The following is a 19397-nucleotide window of genomic DNA, read 5'->3' as shown; positions in this document are numbered from 1 at the left end:
GGAGCATGTCTATAGAAACCTTTTTGGAGGAGGGCTTGAATTGAGGAAAATACTTATTGCGGTCATGCTGTTAGCTGCTTCGCTGTTCATTACGGGCGCATGCAGCCCGCTGCTGGAAGCAGAGGAAACAGACCTCCTTGAGTATGAAGGGGCGGTAGTCGGGAATAACAGTGCCGTCCTCAATACCCTTAACAGGCTGCCGGGCGCAGAGTATTTTACAGGCTTTGAATTGGCGACGAAACAACAGCCTTACGGAATTACCGCCTCCTACGATTGGGGACAGGCCACACCATCGGATAAGGAAACAGCGGCACATAACGCGACTTATTTGTTTACGCTGATCGACAATGTGGACTGGGTCCAATTTGACTTCGACACAGGAGCAGGCGTGGAACAATACCGGCTAACGAGAGAGCAATTGCAAGCTTGGTACAGAGTAGATTTGACCGGAATTGATGAGCAAGAGAAATTGGAAGAGCTGCTCGAACAATACTTGGATGATGACCAAAAAATTGATGCGCTGTTAACACAATCCTGAAAATGCATGAAACCTAAAAAAGCAGTGGCATTGGGCCACTGCTTTTTTGTGTTGAATCGTGCTGAAAAGATTTCCCGGGAAGTGGATAGAGGAAACCGGTTATTTGGCTATTTTGGCGACTTCCACAATCACTTGAGTCGCTTTTTCTATGTTTTCAGCAGAGATGAACTCGAATTTGCCGTGATAGTTTTCGCCGCCTGTGAAGATGTTCGGCGTCGGCAAGCCCATATAAGATAATTGGGATCCATCCGTACCGCCGCGTACAGGGATGATGTCCGGGGAAAGCCCCAATGTCTTCATCGCTTGTTCGGCTTGGTCGACGATTTCCATCACGGGTTCGATTTTTTCGCGCATATTATAGTATTGGTCTTCGAGCTCGAGTTCGATTGCTTGTTCACCGAATTCTTTTTGCAATTCGGCAGCCACTTGTTTCATATGGCGTTTTTTCGCTTCGAATTTGTCTTTATCGAAATCGCGCACAATGTACTGAAGCACCGCTTGTTCGACAGAACCATTGAAGTTGTTCAAGTGGATAAAGCCTTCGTAGCCTTCCGTTTTCTCAGGCACTTCAGCAGATGGCATTTCAGCCTGGAAGCGCGTGGCGACCGTAATAGCGTTGACCATTTTATTTTTGGCGGAACCGGGGTGGACGCTGGTTCCGTGAATGGTCAATTTCGCGCTCGCGGCATTAAAGCTTTCGTATTGAAGCTCGCCAAGCGGGCCGCCGTCCATCGTGTACGCATAGTCGGCGCCGAAACGGGCGACATCGAATTTATGCGGGCCGCGGCCGATCTCCTCATCCGGCGTGAAGCCGACGCGAATTTTGCCGTGTTCGATTTCCGGGTGTTCGATCAAATATTCCATGGCGGTCATGATTTCGGCAATTCCTGCTTTATTGTCGGCACCAAGCAAAGTCGTGCCGTCTGTCGTAATCAAAGTATGGCCGATGTAATTCTGCAAGGCCGGGAAATCAGCCGTTTTCATCGCCACTTTGTCGTTTAATGAAATGTCTTTCCCATCGTAATTTTCGATGCGCTGCGGGTTGACGCCTTTTCCGGTGAAGTCGGTGGCCGTGTCGACATGTGCCAGAAAGCCGATGACCGGGCGCTGTTCTTCTGTATTCGCCGGCAAAGTGCCGAATAAATAGCCGTGGTCGTCCACTTCGACTTCCTCCAAGCCGATGATCTTCATTTCTTTTTCCAGTTCAGCGAGCAAATCCCATTGGCCCGGTGTAGAAGGGGTTGCGTCATTTTCAAAATCGGATTGCGTGTCGATTTTGGCGTAGCGAATCAGGCGTTCGATCAATTTTTCGATCATGGTAGAGCCTCCTATGTATGTAATGACTCCATTTTAACACGAAATTCGAAATACATAGAAAAACCAGCGCAGAGGCGCTGGTTTTTAATCTTGTTGTTTGGCGGCGAGTGAGCGGATATGGGCTTGTTTGACTTGCGCCAGTAAAGCGTGTTCCGTCAACAAACGGTAACCTGTTTGCGCCAATGCTTTGGCGCCTTTGACCAAGGCTTCGTCGCCAGCTTTCGAACGGGCGGCTTCGCGGAATTGTTCGGTATGGGCAATGAGGCTTTCAGGGCCGATTTTGATATAGCCGTGGGCAGTCGGCACTTCATAGCTGATATTTCCGGCATCGGTTGAACCGAGTCCGGAAATGCGCGAATCGGCTACTTTGTCGCCTAATGTTTCAAGTTCGGCTTTAAGGATTTCATCGAGCTCAGGCGTGACAACAAGATCCTTCACTTCATTCTGGAAACGTTCGATTTCGACACGGGCACCTGTCGCCAGGGCAGCGCCTTCAGCGATGGCACGTACTTTTTTTGCCGTCTCGGCTGTTTTTTTCCAAGAATCGCCGCGGATATAGAAGCGGGCAGAGGCGTATTCCGGGATGATATTCGGCGCGTCGCCTCCGTGCGTGATGATGCCATGCACCCGTGCATCATCCGGTAATTGTTGGCGAAGGGCGTTGATGCCGTTGAACAATTGAAGCACGGCATCGAGAGCATTGATGCCTTTTTCAGGAGACCCGGCAGCATGGGCCGGCTTGCCGTAGAAATGAAAACTCAAGGGATCCACAGCAAGTGATGGGCCAGTCACAGCCGAATTGCCTGAAGGGTGAAGCATCAATGCGGCATCAATTTTTTCAAGAAGTCCGTGTTTGACGAAGCTGCCTTTCGCGCTGCCATTCGGCCCGCCTTCTTCAGCGGGGGTGCCGAGGACGACGACGCGCCCGCCGGTCAATTCCAATGTTTTACTGAGCGCAATCGCGGCTGCGACACTGGTCGTGCCGATAATATTGTGTCCGCATGCATGGCCAATGCCCGGCAAAGCATCATATTCAGCAAGAAACGCGATGGTCGGCCCTGGCTTTTGGCTGTCGCGGACTGCATAAAAGGCGGTGTGGTGGCCAGCGACACAGTCTTCAACCTGGAATCCGGCTTCTTCGAGCAATCCGGTCAAGAGCCCGCTCGCGAACACTTCTTCATTGCCGATTTCAGGATTTTCATGGATAGCATGGCTGATGCGTAAATATTGTGCGCGGTTCTTGTCGATCGATTCGGTGATTGTCTCGCGCGCTTCGCTAATGATGGTCATGTGATCGTCCCCCTCGAATGGATTTCATTTAATCATGGTCTGTTGCTGCAGTGCCACTGTTTTTTTATTGGTAATCGACTAATTCCTCGACTGAAACAAAAGTCGGGATTTGAGCGCCTTCTGTGTGCTCGATGACAAATTCAGCTGTGTCTTCTTCCTGGTACAATTCGACGATGCGCTGATACGCTTCGTTATCTTCTTCGCCAGCTTGTGCAGCGATCAAGTTGATATAAGGTTTTGCCGTATCGCTTTCACGGGCAATCGGGTCTTCTGTCGGGTTCAATCCAGCATCCACTGCGATGCCGTTATTGACGATGGAAGCAGCGACGTCAGCCATAGCGCGCGGCGTATGGGCGGAAGTCATCGGGACGACTTCAATGTTTTTCGGGTTGTCGATAATGTCTTCTGCTGTTCCGGTCAATCCGGCATCATCGGATAAAGTGATGAGCCCGGATTCATCGAGCAAGAGGAGTGCGCGGCCCATGTTGGTTGCTTCATTCGGCATAGCGATTTGGGCGCCTTCGGGAAGTTCTTCGATCGATTCGTATTTGTCGGAATACAAGCCCATCGGCGCAATAACGGTAGAGCCGATCGGTACGATGTCGACATTGTGCTCTTCGACAAATTCATCGAAATACGAGATGGTCTGGAAGGCATTCAAGTCGAGTTCGCCTTCAGCAAGTGCCAAGTTCGGCGCAACGTAATCCGAGAAGGTGATGATGTCGAGTTCGATGCCTTCTTCAGCGGCTTTGTCGCCGACATAATCCCAAATCGTCGTGTCCGATCCACTGATGCCAAGTGTCACTTTCGTGGTTTCGCCGGCTGAGCTATCGTCTCCACATGCGCCGAGAAGCGCAGCGATGCCTGCTGTTGCTAAAAGAGCTGTAATTTTTTTCATGATGAAATCCTCCAATGGTTTTTTAAGTGAGTGTGCTGATGAATAAATCGCTTGACTGAATTTAATTGATGTGAATAGAAGGACTTAGCTCCGGCGTACTCTGCGGGACATGAGGTTGCCGAGCGATTGGACACCTTGGACAAGGACGACCAGAATGGCGACAGTCAAGAGCATGACCAATGTGTCAAAGCGCTGATAGCCGTAAGTGATGGCCAAGTCGCCGAGCCCGCCGCCTCCGATTGCGCCTGCCATTGCGGAGGCGCCGATCAAGCCGACGATGGCGATGGTCAATGCCAGGACAAGGGAGCTGAGCGCTTCCGGTATAAGGAAGCGGAAAATGATCTGGCCGGGAGAAGCGCCCATCGCCTGGGCGGCTTCGATAACGCCTTTATCGACTTCGAGCAATGAGTTCTCGATCAGCCGGGCGATGTACGGACCTGCATAAAATACTAATGGGACGATGGCTGCGGCGGTGCCGATCGATGTGCCGACAATGATACGCGTCAATGGAATGATGGCGACCATTAAGATGATGAACGGAACCGAACGGAATATGTTAATGACGATGTTCAATACGTTAAAGACTGCTTCATTTTCGAGCAGATGCCCTTTTCTCGTGACGACCAGCAAGATGCCGAGCGGCAAGCCGATGAAGAGCGAGAAAACGAATGATGCACCCGTCATGTAAAGCGTCTCCCATAAAGCTTCTAAGATTTGCGATTGATCAACCTGCATGTTGCTGCACCTCCTCTACTTGGATGTTATCGTTTCGGATCGAGGCGAGTGCGCGGTCGATTTCTGCATGAGCGCCGTCGAACTCGACAATCAAGTTGCCGTATGGAATGCCTTGAAGTTCTGTAATGTTACCGAACAACACATTCAAATCGAGCTGGAATTCACGCGATACTCTCGACATGAACGGCTGGCCGACTGAATTCCCGGTAAACTGCACCCGGTAGATCGGGCGTGTCCCGTCGTTGTGGCGGATCTGCTCAAGCAGCGAATCCGGCAATTCATCGTTCATGACAGAACGGACGAAACGCTTGGTCGTCGCGTGCTGGGGATTACTGAAAACTTCAAATACGCTGCCTTGCTCGATGACACGGCCTTCTTCGAGAACGGCCACTTTGTCGCAGATTTCCCGGATAACGCCCATCTCGTGGGTGATGAGCAAAATGGTGATATTGTATTCCTGGTTGATGCGGCGCAGCAGATCCAGTATGGACTGGGTCGTCTGCGGGTCGAGCGCTGATGTTGCTTCATCGCACAGCAATATCGAAGGGTTCGTTGCGAGTGCTCTTGCAATACCGATGCGCTGCTTTTGCCCGCCGGATAATTGATCCGGGTATTTTTTCGCTTGGTCGGCAAGCCCGACAAACTCCAATAGTTCCGCCACTTTCCGGTCGATTTCCGCTTTCGGGGTCTTGGCCAGAATCAGGGGCATCGCGATATTATGGTGTACGGTCTTCGAGTTCAGCAAATTGAAATGCTGGAAGATCATGCCGATGTCTTTTCGCGTATCGCGGATTTTGCGTGCGCTTAAAGTGGAAATATCCTCTCCGTGGATGAGCACGCGTCCTGTGGATGGGCGCTCTAGTAAATTCACCGTGCGGATCAACGAGCTTTTTCCTGCGCCGCTAAATCCGATGACGCCGTAAATTTCGCCGGTCTCGACGGTCAAATCAATGCCGTTGAGCGCATGGACTTGCTGCTTGCCGGATACGTAAGTTTTCTTGACTGCTTCAAATTGAATCATGGTGTCCCTCCTGTGGCTGCAAATAACGATTCGAATGAGTGCGAACGAACACTTTCTTGAAATAACAACAAAAAGCCCTCTTTTTTCTTATACGCAAGAAAAAAGAGGGCTCCAAAATATGAAACCATCTCATTCTCATCTTCCAAATGCCGAAGCATTTGCAGGAATTAGCACAGTTTTCGCTGATTTGCGAATCTGCTGCCGAAACGTCATAGGGCCTGTCCCTCGATTTCTCTGGATAAGAAAGTGATGTAAGCTATTCAATTCGTGATTCCTACTCTATTTCGAAATAGCGAAAAAGTCAACAGCTTTCACGTAATTTTTTTCGGGAGATAAGCTACTTATAGTAGTTAAAATTTTTAGAAAAATATGCTTGACTTTAGCCAGGGGTGTCCCCTATACTTTTCAACAAGCAAAAAAATAACTGAATACTCTTATCACGAGAGGCGGAGGGAATAGGCCCTACGATGCCCGGCAACCAACAGGCTCATGTCTGGAAAGGTGCTAAATCCTACAGTGCGCATTTGCGTCGCTGAAAGATAAGAGGAGGCAAATCCGTATATAACGGCCCTCTTCTTTCTGAAGAGGGTCTTTTTATGTCCTCCTCAAAACGAACAAAACTATTACAAAAACAGGAGGAATTGACAATGACAAACTTCAAACCAGAAACTCTTCTATTACACGGTGGCCAAGAACCAGATCCAGTGACAGGCGCTCGCGGCGTACCGGTCCATAAAACGACTTCTTATGTATTCAAAGATACCGAGCACGCACAAAACCTATTTGGCTTGAAAGAAGCGGGCAATATCTATTCGCGTATCATGAACCCGACAGTTGATGTATTCGAACAGCGCGTCGCACTTCTTGAAGGCGGGACTGCTGCAGTAGCTTTATCATCTGGGATGGCAGCCATTGCATTTTCCGTGTTGAATATTGCGGAAGCGGGAGACGAAATTATCGCCGACAGCAATTTATACGGTGGAACCTATAACCTATTCGCCAACACATTGCCGCGCTATGGCATTAACGTAAAATTCGTCGATGCCACAGATCCTGAAAATTTCCGTGCAGCGATTACCGATAAGACGAAAGCCTTATTCGGTGAGATCATCGGAAATCCAAGCTTGAACGTGTTCGACGTCGAGCAAGTAGCTAATATCGCACACGAAAACGGGGTTCCGCTGTTGATCGATAATACTTTCGCATCGCCTTTCGTCAGCAACCCGATCGAATTCGGTGCAGACGTGGTCATCCATTCCGCCACGAAATGGATCGGCGGGCACGGAACGACAATCGGCGGCGTAGCGGTTGATGCCGGACGGTTCAACTGGGACAACCCGCGCTTCCCGAATTACACGGAGCCGGATGAAACCTACCATGGCATCCGTTTCGGAATTGATGTGCCGGAAGCGGCATTCGCGACGAAATTACGCGTCCAGCTATTGCGCGATTTCGGCCCGTCGCTCAGTGCGGACAGCGCCCATGCACTGCTTCAGGGACTTGAAACTTTGCATCTGCGGATTCCGCGCCACGCAACAAATGCGCAGAAGGTCGCGGAATATTTGAAAGATCATCCGCAAGTCGAGTGGGTCAATTACCTTGGCCTCGAAGGACATCCATCCAAGACACTTGCTGATAAATATTTGAAAGACAGCTATGGTTCGATCGTCAACTTCGGGATCAAAGGCGGACGGGAAGCCGGCCGCAAAGTAATCGATGGCGTTAATTTATGGTCGCACGTGGCGAATGTCGGTGATGCCAAATCATTGATCATTCACCCGGCGTCCACGACACACCAGCAATTGACAGCAGAAGAATTGAAAAATAGCGGCGTAACGGAAGAATTGATCCGTTTGTCTGTAGGATTGGAAAACCATGAAGATTTAATCGCTGATTTGGAGCAAGCGATCCAAGCGGCAGTACTCGAGAACGCGTAAGGAGGGATTCGGATGACGACAGTATCCATCGGCCAGCTAAAACTTGAATCAGGTCAACTATTGCGTGAAGTAGAATTGGCGTATGAACGCGTCGGAGACAGTTCTGCACCGGCGATTCTGGTTTGCCATGCGCTGACGGGCGATCAATATGCAGTGGGAACTGCAGATCAACCGGGCTGGTGGGCAGGGCTGATCGGCCCAGGAAAAGCGGTGGATACCGGACAGTTCCAAGCCATCACGTTCAATGTACTCGGCGGCTGCAGCGGTTCGACCGGCCCCCTTTCGATCAATCCGGAAACCGGTGAACCTTACCGAGCGTCATTTCCTGAACTGACTATTCGGGACATGGTGAGAGCGGAGCGGAAAGCCCTGGAAGCTTTGGGCATCAACCATTTGGCAGCAGTGATCGGCGGTTCTCTCGGCGGCATGAAAACCTTGGAATGGGCAAAGCTCTATCCAGAGTTTCTGGATACGGCCATTGCACTTGCTGTAACGCCTTATTATGGAGATTATGGCGTCGCATTCAATCACATCGGCATTCAGGCAATCGAAAACGATCCCGAGTTCCAGTCAGGCAATTATCATCCGGAAACCAGGTTGAAAGGATTCGAAATCGCGCGCATGGCCGGCATGGTGACATACCGGAGCAGCCAATTATTCAATGGCCGCTTCGGCCGTTCACGCTGCGGGGAAGAGTTCGAAGTTCAGTCTTATCTGGATTATCAGGGGCGCAAATTGGCAGGGCGCTTTGACCCGAATAGCTACCTCGTTTTGCTGAAAGCCATGAACACACATGATGTGGAAGAGGTGGAATTAGCCGCCGAGCTGCTCTCAATCTCCTATAGCCACGACTTGTTGTATCCGGGAGAGTTGATGATTCCGTGGGTCGAAAACCAGCCCAATGCAAAATGGGAGAAAATCGAAACGGATTTCGGCCATGACGGGTTCTTGGTGGAATTCGAAAAATGGGCGCACCACGTACAGAATCAATTACAGAAAACGGTGAATGCCAAAAGCCATGTATTAGCATAAACTTGTTCATCATAAAAAGTATTGAAGAAGTCCATGATGAACTACAAATTAAAAAATTGATGACCTTTTCTACATTCTAAAATCAATGACTTCCATAAGTATTTGGAGAAGCGTTCGCTCGACTCCCGCCCGCGGAAAGCGAGCGATAAGCTTCGGAAAATACAACTTTTTAGCTTCTCCACAAGATATCAAAAAAGATCGAAGCCTATACGGCTCCGATCCTTTTTTGCGTTTCGTCAATCCTCGTCTTTAATATCGATATCATCGGGGATTGGCGTAGCGCGCCACTCTTCCAGCTCAAGTTTGGCGATTTCGAGCTGTTTGAAATGGCTCTCGAATTGGGAGGTGTTGATCAAGTATTGTTCTCCGTCATGGACTGCGCGAATCCGGCCTTCAAGTACGTAACGGTTGACTTGCTCTTCCGGCATCGACAAAAAAACGGCAGTTTCCGGGACTGTCATATACATGCGATCGCCTCCTCTTTTCTTCTATTATAATGCTATTTTAACCCTATCTCAAACCATCCGTGCCGTGGTATGTTTAGGAGTGTGAATGAATTTTCCATAATCTAGTACAAGCATGGCTATTTTAACAGTGGTGATTAAATATATTTCAAACTTTAGAGAGAGAAGCGGTGGGAAGCTGATGCAAATTAAGGCATACATATGGGTGTTATTCGCGGCGATGCTTTGGGGCACGACAGGGACAGCCCAAACTTTCCTGGTGGGGGAAGCCCATCCGTTGACGATTGGTGCAGTTCGCCTCGCAATCGGCGGCTTTGGCCTTTTGGCATTTGTGTGGATTTCAGGAAAGCTAAGAGGTGTAAGGATTCCATGGCTTTGGGTCGGGCTTTCAGCATTGTGCATGGCCTTGTTTCAACCTTTCTTTTTTTCAGCCGTGCAATTGACGGGCGTCGCAATCGGGACGGTCGTGGCAATCGGCAGCGCGCCAGCTTTTTCAGGAATATTGGAAGCGCTCATATTGAAGCGCAGACCTGAACGTGTGTGGGTATTTTCAAGCACTCTGTCGGTCGTTGGCTGTATTTTGCTTTTTGCGAACCGTGATAGTTATATCGTCGACCCGCTCGGCGTGATGCTCGGGCTGCTGGCAGGTTTGGCATTTGCAGGATATGCCATGTTCAGCAAAAATGTCCTGGGTCTCATGGAAGTAGTGCCGGCGGTGGCTGTGATCTTTTCACTCAGCGGGCTTGGCTTATTGCCGTTCCTGTTTTTCCTGGATACCGGCTATTTAGCAGTACCGCAAAATATGATGATTGTGGCATATTTGGGCCTTGCGGCGACAAGTCTTGCTTATTTATTATTCTCGAGCGGATTGAAAACCATTCCTTCCTCCTCTGCGGTCACTTTATCGCTAGCAGAGCCGCTGACAGCTTCTGTATTGGGAGTTGCCGTAGTTGGTGAAGCGTTGAGCGGACAGTCTTGGGTCGGGGTAGCGCTGTTGATCGGCGGCATTGCGCTGCTCGCATTCGGCAAAAACCGCAAAGCTTAAGAATTTCTTCAGAATTTGAATGGGCTTCGCTTAAGAATTTCACTTTATACTTAAGCCAGAAATGAAAAGAGGTGGGACGTGTGGAACAGCTGACAGTCATGGTGGCAGATGATGACCAAGAAATCCGGGAAGGCATCAGCATCTATTTGAAAAATGAAGGCTTTTTGGTCGTAGGAGCTGCAGATGGACAGGAAGCGCTTGATTTGTTGGAAACGACGCAAGTGCATCTGGTCATCATGGATATCATGATGCCGAAACTGGACGGCATCCATTCAACATTCAAGATTCGTGAAAAACGCAATATCCCGATCATCATGCTGAGTGCTAGAAGTGAGGATTCCGATAAAATCCATGGGTTGGCGATCGGCGCGGATGATTATGTGACCAAGCCTTTTCATCCGATGGAATTGATGGCACGGGTGAAATCGCAACTCAGACGTTACGTGAAGCTTGGAGATTATGGACAGTCGGGCCTTGCACTAGAAATCGACGGATTGCGGCTGGATTCGGAGTCGAAAACGGTTACAGTAGACGGTGCAGAAATTCGCATGACACCGACGGAATTCAATATAACTGAATTATTGATGCAACATCCAGGCCGTGTCTTTTCCATCGGTGAGATCTACGAGCGGGTCTGGCGTGAGCCGGCATACAATGCAGAAAACATTGTCGCTGTACATATTCGTAAAATCCGCGAAAAAATCGAAGCGGATCCGAAAAATCCAAGGTATGTGAAGGTGGTGTGGGGCATTGGCTACAAAATGGAAAAATGATCTTTGGTCTATCGCTGCGATTGCGGTTGCTGTAATATGCCTCGTCTACTGCTCTTCTTTTATTTTGGACTTTGTCATCAAGTCACCGGAAGATCTGCTTGCCACACTTCGCCACTTAACAAAAGGAGATATATGATATGAAGAAATGGATGTGGCTTGCAGGCATTTCCTTGTTGTTCTTATGCTTATGGACCGTCATGGAAAAAGGAACAGGTTATTTTGGCAAGGCATATACGGACACAGAAGATTTTCATTACGATTTTGCCAGGTTCACGGAGGGGCTGCTATTGTTCGAACTGGCCCCGCCGAAATCCACTGTCGATCATTCGGTCGCTTCCTGGGAAATCGACCAATACCGCATGGATCATAATTCCCTGACTGACCAGATCCAGACGGTTAGGGATCAATATGCGGATGCGATTTCAGCGGCAGAGGAAGAAGGCGACAGCTCATTGGTGGAAGAATTGGAAGAGCAGCGCGGAGAGGAAATTTCGGCTGTGCGTGAAAATTTTTCCGACGACGAAGCAGCGAAAAAAGCGATTATCGAACAACGAGAAACCGATTATGAAGAAGCGCTCCGGCAATTGGCAGAACAGCAAGGGCAATTTGAAGCCCAAGCTTCAGGTTATGCCTATCAATTAAAGGACTTGGACAGCGGTGAAGTGTTCACCAAAGGCACAATCAGCGATGAGCCTTTTTTCGAACAACTGTATTCTGTGCAAGAGCCGCTTTATTTCAGCAATGGCTATTGGAGTTTTGACTTTCCGTACGACGATGCCAACAGTACGCTGGCCGATAACCGTTTTTCAGGGGTCATCCAAATACCCGAAAAGGGGCTAGCAGGAGCTGCGGTGCAAAGTGGAATGAACCAATTCCAACTGCTTAAGTTCTTCCTTTATTTCGTGATGGCAGCAGTAGCGGCCGGTGCATGGTGGCTGTTCAAAAAGCGGCCGGTCCGTACGTCGTGGTATACCGAATTAACCAGCTATCACAACTGGCGAAAACTCGCTGTCGAGTGGAAGCTTATCGGATTCATCGTATCGGCTGCGTTCGCCTTGGCTGCTGCAAACCATTTCGCGGCGGTATTGACAAGGCCGTGGGAAGGCGGGAGTGTCTCTCTTCCAGGTGTCTTCATTGCGCTGGCACTCGCAGTTCTGTTTTGGGCGCTGACTATATTGCAGGCAATTTGGCTATGGCAGCATTTCGGCAAATGGAGTTGCTTTAAAGAAGAAATTCTGCAAAGTTTCACCGCCTCTCAGGTTTATTCGGCGAAAGATGCGTTTCTCAACCGCACAATCGGCTTCCAGATGGCCTGGGTGCTAGCAGTAATGTTTTTATGGGGCGCCGGAACAGCACTCATGATATTGCAACCGGTTGTAGTCATTGTTTGGCTGCCGGCCACATTATTGATCGGGCTGCCATCGCTGCTGTTTTTAATGACGCGCTTTGGTTATTTGAACCGGCTGATCAAAGGGACGGAACAGTTGGCTGCCGGAAGCTTGGGAGCGGAATTGAAAGTGAAAGGCAAGTCGCCGCTTAGTAGACATGCCCAACATTTGAATGTGCTGCGGGAAGGGTACAAGGCATCGGTATCTGAACGGGCAAAAAGCGAGCGCCTGAAAACCGAGCTGATCACCAATGTCAGCCATGACCTCCGCACGCCACTTACTTCGATCATTACCTATACGGATCTATTAAAAAATGAAGATCTAGGAGATGAAGAGCGGCGGAAATACGTCGACATACTCGACCGGAAATCAGAGCGCTTGAAAGTACTTATCGAAGATTTATTTGAAGTCTCGAAAATGGCCAGCGGAAATGCAGAACTCTCAAAGCAGCGCCTGGATATGAAACAGCTGGTCACACAAGCCTTGGCAGAACATGAAGAAGCAGTGCGGGAAGCGGAACTCGACGTCCGCATCTCAGCACCGGACCAACCTGTGTATGCTTCGGTCGACGGCCAGAAGTGGTGGCGCCTTCTCGACAATTTAATCCTGAACGCCACTAAATATTCATTGCCGGGAAGCCGTGTCTATATTGCGCTGACAGAACAAGCCGGTGAACTGGCCATGACGATGAAAAATGTCACGCGCTACGAACTGGGTGACAATACCGAAGAATTGCTCGAACGCTTCAAGCGCGGGGATACTTCACGGCAAACAGAAGGCTCAGGGCTTGGACTTGCCATTGCCCAGTCCATCGTGGATCTTCACGGCGGGCAGATGAAATTGGAAGTGGATGGTGACCTGTTCAAAGTGACCGTCCTGTTGCCAAATCTTTAATAGATGGATGAACACGAGAAACCGCCGATGGGATTCCCGCCGGCGGTTTTTTGCCGCGCTCGCGAAAAGCGCAATGCCCTTTAAAAATTAAGTTGGCATTGGCGCTGGAATGGCGCTAGATTGCGTTTAGGAAAAATATAAGGGGGGATACTAAAAATGAACCATTAAATTGTAAAGGAGATGACACATTTGAATGATGTAACCAATTCATTCCAGAATGTCGGGAATACAATCATCAATTACATCCCGAATATTCTCGGCGCCCTCTTATTGCTTGTTGTCGCGTGGCTCGTCGCTACGATTGTCAAAGCGATTTTCTCGAAAGGGCTGAAAAAAGTAGGTGCTGACAACGCCATGGTCAAAGGCCATATGGCTAAAACGAAGGAAGACGCGGATGACAAACTGGACTCTATCGGAAAAATTCTTTATTATTTGATTTTCATCCTGTTCATTCCAAGTGTATTGCAAGCGCTCGACATGCATAATGTCGCCCAGCCGATCTCGAACATGATGGACAAGTTCCTGGCATTCCTGCCAAACCTGTTCATGGCCCTCTTGATCTTGGTGATTGGCTACTTTATCGCGAAGTTCGTCAAGAAGTTGGTAGAGAGTTTATTGGCCACGATGAACATCGATAAATGGTTCAATAAGATGACCAATAAATCCGGAACGAACGAGCGGGTGGCTCCAAGCGACCAAAATACGCTCGCTAAAGTTTTGGCGAATGTGGTCTTCGTCATCGTGCTCATCCCGATCGTAACGGTAGCGCTTGAAACCTTGAACATCGAATCGATTTCACAACCGATCGTATCGATGCTCAACCAAGTGCTCGGCATGATCCCGAATATCTTTGTCGGCATCATCCTTATCCTTGCGGGTGTCTTCATCGCGAAATTCGTCGCCGATTTGCTGATTGGCTTATTGAACGGCACAGGGATCAACCGCTTCTCTTCGTATTTGAGCCCTGACAAGAACAAAGAGCCGTCATTCGACATTGCCCAGATTATTGGCAAAGTCGTACAGGCGATCATCATCATCTTCTTCGTGGTGGAAGCCATGAATGTCTTGCAGCTGGATGTGTTGAATTCCATCGGCAATGCAATCATCGCGTACTTGCCGCTATTGATCAGCTCATTGATCATCCTTGGGCTCGGGCTCATTGGAGGCAGTATGCTCGGGAATTACATTACGCGCGCTTCGGGCAATAGATTGTTCGGCGGCATCGTAAAATACGCAATTTTCATCATTGCGATTTTCATGACGCTTGACCAGTTGAACTTTGCTTCAAACATTGTCAACTTGGCCTTCCTGTTCATCATTGCCGGACTTGCCGTGGCGTTCGCCATCGCATTCGGAATTGGCGGCCGCGACTTTGCGAAAAACCAATTGGCTAAAATGGAAAAGAAAATGAAAGAAGAAGACAATAAACCGAATATGTAAGTCGTCTTCTGCTGCGCCTGGCATATGCCAGGCGCATTTTTTTGTCTTCACATACAGCGGAGAGACGAAGCTTCTGTCAGGGAATGAATAATTAATCATCAATATACATATTATTTTACAGAAAAACCCTATTTTAGTTTGAAGTAATTATATATTTATATAATTTTTTGCGTTTGAAAAAAAGCTTGGAAAATGATTTTTGTAAAAGAATATGAGGGATAAATAGCATAGTTAAGCGAATAGATGAACAGGAATATGGTTCAAAAGGTTATTACTATAATTGTTTAAATTTTATAAAAATTCAGTTGACTATCATTTATGCAAGCGGTTACAATCAAGGGAGTTATTATCATAATAATTTTTGAAGGGGGATCGCTTGAATAAAATCTGAGCGAACGCTCAGTCTGGGGTGTATGAAAAGAGAGATTACACAAATTGGAGGGGAAAGCATGAAAGCTTACAAAAAGGAAGTCCAGTTTACAATTTGGATGACGGCGGCGTTTATTCTAGTAGGAAATGTCGGCTTGATTTTTTCCATTTTTCCGGTAGATGCCATGCTATTCGGGTTTCCGGTCATGTATATCGTGCCTATTTTGATGGGCTGGTTCGGCGTTTTCCTGTTGACACTTGTAGCAGGGAAAATCGGCAACCGGATCGATGATGAGATCGAAAGAGAAAATGACACGCTCGGCAATGCCGACGAAGCAAAGGAAGTGTAAGCGATGGAGCAAAGTTGGCAACTGGACAATCCAATACTTGGGCTTGTGGTCGTAGGTGCAACATTCGTTTTGTTTTATATCGTAGGTTTCATCTCGAACCGTCAAAGTAAATCAGCTAAAGAGTTGTACGTGGGCGGATCAAACGTCGGAGCGATCACAAATGGCTTGGCGATGGCTGCTACATATATGAGTTTGGCAACATTTTTAGGTATTACCGCTCTTATTTTGCAATTGCAGGTTCCGTTTATTATGTTGTGGATTCAATTGATCTTGGCGATTCCCTTGATCACGATTATTTATGGAACAAGTTTACGCCGTATGGGTGCATTTTCACCGACTCACTTTATCCGTGACCGTTACGGCACGACGGCTTCTATCATTGCTGCATTGTTCATGATCTTAGTATCGATTATGTATGCACTTGGCCAGATGATCGGCATCGCGATTACGTTTGAGACATTGCTTGGCATCCCTTATATTACAGGGCTGTTCATCTTCGGTATCTTGATCGTCGGCTACATCACGATCGGGGGGATGGCTGGAGCGACGAATAACGCTGCGATCCAAATGGTCATCATTGCTTTGATGTTCATCGTACCGCTTGCGGCAATCATGAAAGCGATCGGTGCTTCAGGATGGTATTTCCCGCCATTGCTTTATTCGGACATGGTTCCGGCAATGATGGACGCATTGCCTTCATTTTTTGATTACCAATTTTCACCGAAGTGGTATTTCTCCATCATCCCTGCGCTGACGATTGGGGCGCTCGGATTGCCTCACTTGGCAATGCGCGTCTACACGGCTTCTTCATTGAAAAGTGCGCGCTCTGCGATGGTTTGGTTCGCGTTCATTCTCGGGCTGGTCTTCTCGGCGACTTATGCGATGGGCTTTGTCGGGGTCTTTGCGACAACTACGCAAGGCGTGACGATTTCAGATGCGGATGCGGATAAACTAACGATTATTTTGAACATGGTCTATAACCCTGAATGGGTAACAGCGCTTGTTATTGCCGGTGCCATCTCTGCTGGCCTCTCGACCTTGAGCGGAAACTTGCTGGCAATCGGTGCATTGATTTCACAAGACATCATCTCTACATTGAAACCGAACATTTCGCAACGCTTAAACTTGCGTATTGGCTTTATCGCAATTTTTGCAGGAGGGATTGCGAGTATCTTGCTTGCGATTAACCCGCCGGCATTCCTTGTCGTCAGTATTCTCTGGGCGTTCGGTTTGGCAGGCGTCACCAATGCGCCACTGATCATCGTCGGTGTCTGGTGGAAAGAAGCGAATAAATTCGGCGCGATCGCAGCGTCTGTCGTCGGCGGTGCTATCTATATCATTGTATCTCCATTCGTTTTCCCGAGCATTGTGTTGACGGGACATGGAGTGACTGACGGCATGGGGCTATCGGGTGCAATGCTTGCGGTACCGATCAGCTTTATCTTGCTGATTGTCGTTTCTTATATTACGAACCGCATGCCGGCGCTTTCCGGGAAATTGACGAAACAAGCGGATATCGAATTGATCGAGCGTATCCATGGCTGGAAAGATATCAAAGCTTACCGCTATAACAGCACACTCGGTGCGGGAATCACAGTGGTTGTTTCTGCGGCAGTGGCAATCTGGGCGTTAATGCCTTGGGGAATGTAAATGGTAAAGGGAGTGGCAAAGTTGGTTGGAAAAATGATAAGCCTGGATGATCCATCTTACCGGTCATTCCTGGAATTACCGAAAACCGAAACGGTGAGCCGGATTTTGCTGCTCATCGTGGGAGTAGGCTACGGCGCGATTTCAATCGCGTCGCAAGCCTCGTACATAAGCAGTTTCGATTCCGCTTTATTGCAGAATTTTCTCGTCCCGGCCATCTTCATCATTTTTGGGATCTTGACGGCATTTATCACGAAAGTTGGAATGGCGGCGCTGCTGTGGGCGGGATCTAAAGCGCTCGGCGGAACGGCAAAATACCGAGCTATCAGCTTGGTGGCCCCGGTGGCCCTGCTTCCAGGCTTGCTCGGCGCGCCTCACCTGGCTGGTCTTGGCGACGGTTCATTGTGGGTCAATCTCTTCCTTGTCATCGGCGTGGTGTGGATGTATCTGGTCAGCGTGAAGATCATACAAGCCGTACAAGGGTTCAATGCAACGAAAGCGTATTTGTCTGCTGGTATGGCATTCTTGTTTTTGGCAAGCGTCTATTATTTGGTCATCCCTGCGAGTTGAATAGGAAAAGGAGGAAATTAGATGAATGTGGAACAATTGATTGCACCTGAACAATACAATATTACTTCCGAGTTGGAAGCATACAAAAATGATGCCGAACGGATTGCGGTTCGCTGGTTCGATGCGGACAACAACCGTCTCGAACTCTCATATCAGGATCTTTTCTCTAAAATGAATCAATACGCACAAGCCTTCATGAAATTAGGGCTCGAAAAGGGAGATCGCGTATTGATCATCCTGCCGCGAATTCCGGAAGCGTATATTACGTACCTGGCGTGTTTGCGTGCAGGGCTGGTCGCGATTCCGTGTTCTGAAATGCTGCGCAAAAAAGACTTGAGCTACCGCATGGAGCATTCTGGCGCGAAAGCGATTATCGCACATTACAAAACTACTGCTGAAACGAACTCCATTGAAGAGGAATATGATGCATTGGCCAATAAACTGATTGTCGGCGGAAAAGAAGAGGGATGGCAGTCATTGGAACAATTGGCTTCTGCAGAATCAGAAGAATTTGAAGCAGTCGACACGAATCGTGAAGACATGGCGTTTCTATCGTATACCTCCGGAACGACCGGCAACCCGAAAGGTGTCGTGCATGTACACGGATGGGGCTACGCGCACGTCCGGACGGCTGCGACTGAATGGCTCGGCGTGCAAAGCGGCGACATCGTTTGGGCAACGGCAGCTCCAGGGTGGCAAAAATGGATTTGGAGCCCGTTCCTTTCGACGATCACGCTCGGGGCGACGGCGCTCGTCTATAATGGCGGGTTCGATGCACTGAAATATTTGGATATTCTGAAGGAAGAAAAAGTCAATGTGCTGTGCTGCACACCGACTGAATACCGTATCATGGCGAAAGTCGAAAACCTGAACGATTATAAATTGCCTCATCTGCGCAGTGCGGTTTCTGCTGGAGAGCCGCTCAACCGCCAAGTGATCGATGCTTTCCAGGAAGCTTTCCAATTGAATGTGCGCGATGGCTACGGACAGACGGAAAATACCTTGCTTGTATGCATCTTGCAGGACATGGACATGAAACCCGGTTCCATGGGCAAACCGACACCAGGGAATCCGGTTGATATTATCAACGAAGACGGACAGCCAGCCGCGCCAGGAGAAGTCGGCGATATTGCCGTACACAAAAGTTGTCCTGCGCTGTTCCGTGAATATTACCGGGACCCGGAACGGACGCAAGCTTCGTTCCGCGGCGATTGGTATTTGACCGGTGACCAGGCTTCACGCGATGAAGATGGCTATTTCTGGTTCGAGGGCCGCAGCGATGACATCATCATTTCTTCTGGCTATACAATAGGGCCGTTTGAAGTGGAAGATGCGCTCATGAAACATCCAGCCGTACAGGAATGTGCAGTCGTAGCAGCGCCGGATGAAATCCGCGGCAATATCGTCAAGGCATTTGTCGTATTGAGAGATGGCGGCAAGCAGGACGAGACGATGGTCAAGGAATTGCAGGACCATGTCAAAGGAATTACCGCACCTTATAAATACCCGCGTGTCATCGAATTTTTGACGGAGCTCCCGAAAACGACTTCCGGAAAGATTCGCCGCGTGGAATTGCGTAAGATGAACGCTTAAAAAGCAAGCCGCGCTGAAACAAGCGCGGCTTTTTCTATGCTGTTTAAGATGTCCTGCTTTCGTCAATATATATAGGTAGACGGACATGAAGTAAAT

At 48.8% G+C, this 19397-nt stretch carries 17 protein-coding genes and 2 riboswitches; of the genes, 11 read left to right on the top strand and 6 right to left on the bottom strand.

What is annotated here, in order from left to right:
- Positions 1-40: 40 nt before the first annotated feature.
- Complete coding sequence (locus DFR62_RS05420; protein WP_121298556.1) at positions 41-538, top strand: DUF4825 domain-containing protein; 498 nt, start codon at positions 41-43, stop codon at positions 536-538.
- 99 nt (positions 539-637) lie between these two features.
- Here DFR62_RS05420 and pepT read toward each other — a convergent pair whose 3' ends face one another.
- The 5 genes from pepT to DFR62_RS05395 all read right to left on the bottom strand — a co-directional run bounded on the left by pepT (position 638) and on the right by DFR62_RS05395 (position 5799).
- Positions 638-1855 (bottom strand): peptidase T, encoded by a 1218-nt coding sequence (gene pepT, locus DFR62_RS05415; protein WP_121298554.1) that lies wholly within the window; start codon positions 1853-1855, stop codon positions 638-640.
- Between the two features lie 84 nt (positions 1856-1939).
- Positions 1940-3145, bottom strand: coding sequence for a M20 family metallopeptidase (locus DFR62_RS05410; protein WP_121298552.1), 1206 nt, complete (start codon positions 3143-3145; stop codon positions 1940-1942).
- A 64-nt stretch (positions 3146-3209) separates the two neighbouring features.
- A complete protein-coding gene (locus DFR62_RS05405; RefSeq protein ID WP_121298550.1) occupies positions 3210-4043 on the bottom strand; it encodes a MetQ/NlpA family ABC transporter substrate-binding protein in 834 nt (277 codons plus the stop codon).
- An 84-nt stretch (positions 4044-4127) separates the two neighbouring features.
- A complete protein-coding gene (locus tag DFR62_RS05400) occupies positions 4128-4778 on the bottom strand; it encodes a methionine ABC transporter permease (protein WP_121298548.1) in 651 nt (216 codons plus the stop codon).
- Positions 4768-5799, bottom strand: a complete 1032-nt coding sequence (locus tag DFR62_RS05395; RefSeq protein ID WP_121298546.1) for a methionine ABC transporter ATP-binding protein — start codon at positions 5797-5799, stop codon at positions 4768-4770. Before DFR62_RS05395 ends, DFR62_RS05400 begins: the two co-directional genes overlap by 11 nt.
- A gap of 132 nt (positions 5800-5931) precedes the next feature.
- Positions 5932-6044, bottom strand: a riboswitch (SAM riboswitch).
- 186 nt (positions 6045-6230) lie between these two features.
- A riboswitch (SAM riboswitch) is annotated at positions 6231-6345 on the top strand.
- Positions 6346-6446: 101 nt separating this feature from the next.
- On the opposite strand from DFR62_RS05395, the gene DFR62_RS05390 reads away from it, so the two are divergent.
- Positions 6447-7736, top strand: a complete 1290-nt coding sequence (locus DFR62_RS05390) for an O-acetylhomoserine aminocarboxypropyltransferase/cysteine synthase family protein (protein WP_121298544.1) — start codon at positions 6447-6449, stop codon at positions 7734-7736.
- A 12-nt stretch (positions 7737-7748) separates the two neighbouring features.
- A complete protein-coding gene (metX, locus tag DFR62_RS05385; RefSeq protein ID WP_121298542.1) occupies positions 7749-8768 on the top strand; it encodes a homoserine O-acetyltransferase MetX in 1020 nt (339 codons plus the stop codon).
- Between the two features lie 236 nt (positions 8769-9004).
- Here the strand turns inward: metX and DFR62_RS05380 are convergent, their stop codons facing one another.
- The gene (locus DFR62_RS05380) at positions 9005-9235 is read right to left on the bottom strand and encodes an excisionase family DNA-binding protein (RefSeq protein ID WP_101191449.1); all 231 of its coding nucleotides are present in this window, start codon (positions 9233-9235) and stop codon (positions 9005-9007) included.
- A gap of 178 nt (positions 9236-9413) precedes the next feature.
- On the opposite strand from DFR62_RS05380, the gene DFR62_RS05375 reads away from it, so the two are divergent.
- The 8 genes from DFR62_RS05375 (at position 9414) to mbcS (ending at position 19301) form a co-directional block, all read left to right on the top strand.
- Positions 9414-10277, top strand: a complete 864-nt coding sequence (locus DFR62_RS05375; protein ID WP_121298540.1) for a DMT family transporter — start codon at positions 9414-9416, stop codon at positions 10275-10277.
- An 80-nt stretch (positions 10278-10357) separates the two neighbouring features.
- On the top strand, positions 10358-11050 hold the full coding sequence (locus DFR62_RS05370; RefSeq protein WP_121298538.1) for a response regulator transcription factor: 693 nt from the start codon (positions 10358-10360) through the stop codon (positions 11048-11050).
- A 137-nt stretch (positions 11051-11187) separates the two neighbouring features.
- Positions 11188-13332, top strand: a complete 2145-nt coding sequence (locus tag DFR62_RS05365; protein WP_121298536.1) for a sensor histidine kinase — start codon at positions 11188-11190, stop codon at positions 13330-13332.
- 189 nt (positions 13333-13521) lie between these two features.
- The gene (locus DFR62_RS05360; RefSeq protein WP_121299506.1) at positions 13522-14772 is read left to right on the top strand and encodes a mechanosensitive ion channel; all 1251 of its coding nucleotides are present in this window, start codon (positions 13522-13524) and stop codon (positions 14770-14772) included.
- A 449-nt stretch (positions 14773-15221) separates the two neighbouring features.
- The gene (locus DFR62_RS05355; RefSeq protein WP_101191442.1) at positions 15222-15491 is read left to right on the top strand and encodes a hypothetical protein; all 270 of its coding nucleotides are present in this window, start codon (positions 15222-15224) and stop codon (positions 15489-15491) included.
- 3 nt (positions 15492-15494) lie between these two features.
- Positions 15495-17141, top strand: a complete 1647-nt coding sequence (locus DFR62_RS05350) for a solute symporter family protein (protein WP_121298534.1) — start codon at positions 15495-15497, stop codon at positions 17139-17141.
- A 12-nt stretch (positions 17142-17153) separates the two neighbouring features.
- Positions 17154-17708, top strand: coding sequence for a hypothetical protein (locus DFR62_RS05345; protein ID WP_241663088.1), 555 nt, complete (start codon positions 17154-17156; stop codon positions 17706-17708).
- Between the two features lie 21 nt (positions 17709-17729).
- Positions 17730-19301 carry an acyl-CoA synthetase MbcS gene (gene mbcS, locus DFR62_RS05340; protein WP_121298530.1) on the top strand — a complete coding sequence of 524 codons (1572 nt, stop codon included), beginning with the start codon at positions 17730-17732 and terminating at the stop codon, positions 19299-19301.
- The last annotated feature ends 96 nt before the right edge of the window (positions 19302-19397 follow it).

The sequence above is a fragment of the Planococcus citreus genome (assembly GCF_003664125.1).
Classification (GTDB): Bacteria; Bacillota; Bacilli; order Bacillales_A; family Planococcaceae; genus Planococcus; species Planococcus citreus.
The sequence above is the reverse complement of the archived record's forward strand: the minus strand, read 5'-3'. Positions and strand labels throughout refer to the sequence as shown.

Coding starts and splice junctions, on each gene's coding strand:
- pepT (WP_121298554.1), bottom strand. CDS start 1,855: ATGATCGAAAAATTGATCGAACGCCTGATTCGCTACGCCAAAATCGAC.
- DFR62_RS05410 (WP_121298552.1), bottom strand. CDS start 3,145: ATGACCATCATTAGCGAAGCGCGCGAGACAATCACCGAATCGATCGAC.
- DFR62_RS05405 (WP_121298550.1), bottom strand. CDS start 4,043: ATGAAAAAAATTACAGCTCTTTTAGCAACAGCAGGCATCGCTGCGCTT.
- DFR62_RS05400 (WP_121298548.1), bottom strand. CDS start 4,778: ATGCAGGTTGATCAATCGCAAATCTTAGAAGCTTTATGGGAGACGCTT.
- DFR62_RS05395 (WP_121298546.1), bottom strand. CDS start 5,799: ATGATTCAATTTGAAGCAGTCAAGAAAACTTACGTATCCGGCAAGCAG.
- DFR62_RS05390 (WP_121298544.1), top strand. CDS start 6,447: ATGACAAACTTCAAACCAGAAACTCTTCTATTACACGGTGGCCAAGAA.
- metX (WP_121298542.1), top strand. CDS start 7,749: ATGACGACAGTATCCATCGGCCAGCTAAAACTTGAATCAGGTCAACTA.
- DFR62_RS05380 (WP_101191449.1), bottom strand. CDS start 9,235: ATGTATATGACAGTCCCGGAAACTGCCGTTTTTTTGTCGATGCCGGAA.
- DFR62_RS05375 (WP_121298540.1), top strand. CDS start 9,414: ATGCAAATTAAGGCATACATATGGGTGTTATTCGCGGCGATGCTTTGG.
- DFR62_RS05365 (WP_121298536.1), top strand. CDS start 11,188: ATGAAGAAATGGATGTGGCTTGCAGGCATTTCCTTGTTGTTCTTATGC.
- DFR62_RS05355 (WP_101191442.1), top strand. CDS start 15,222: ATGAAAGCTTACAAAAAGGAAGTCCAGTTTACAATTTGGATGACGGCG.
- DFR62_RS05350 (WP_121298534.1), top strand. CDS start 15,495: ATGGAGCAAAGTTGGCAACTGGACAATCCAATACTTGGGCTTGTGGTC.
- mbcS (WP_121298530.1), top strand. CDS start 17,730: ATGAATGTGGAACAATTGATTGCACCTGAACAATACAATATTACTTCC.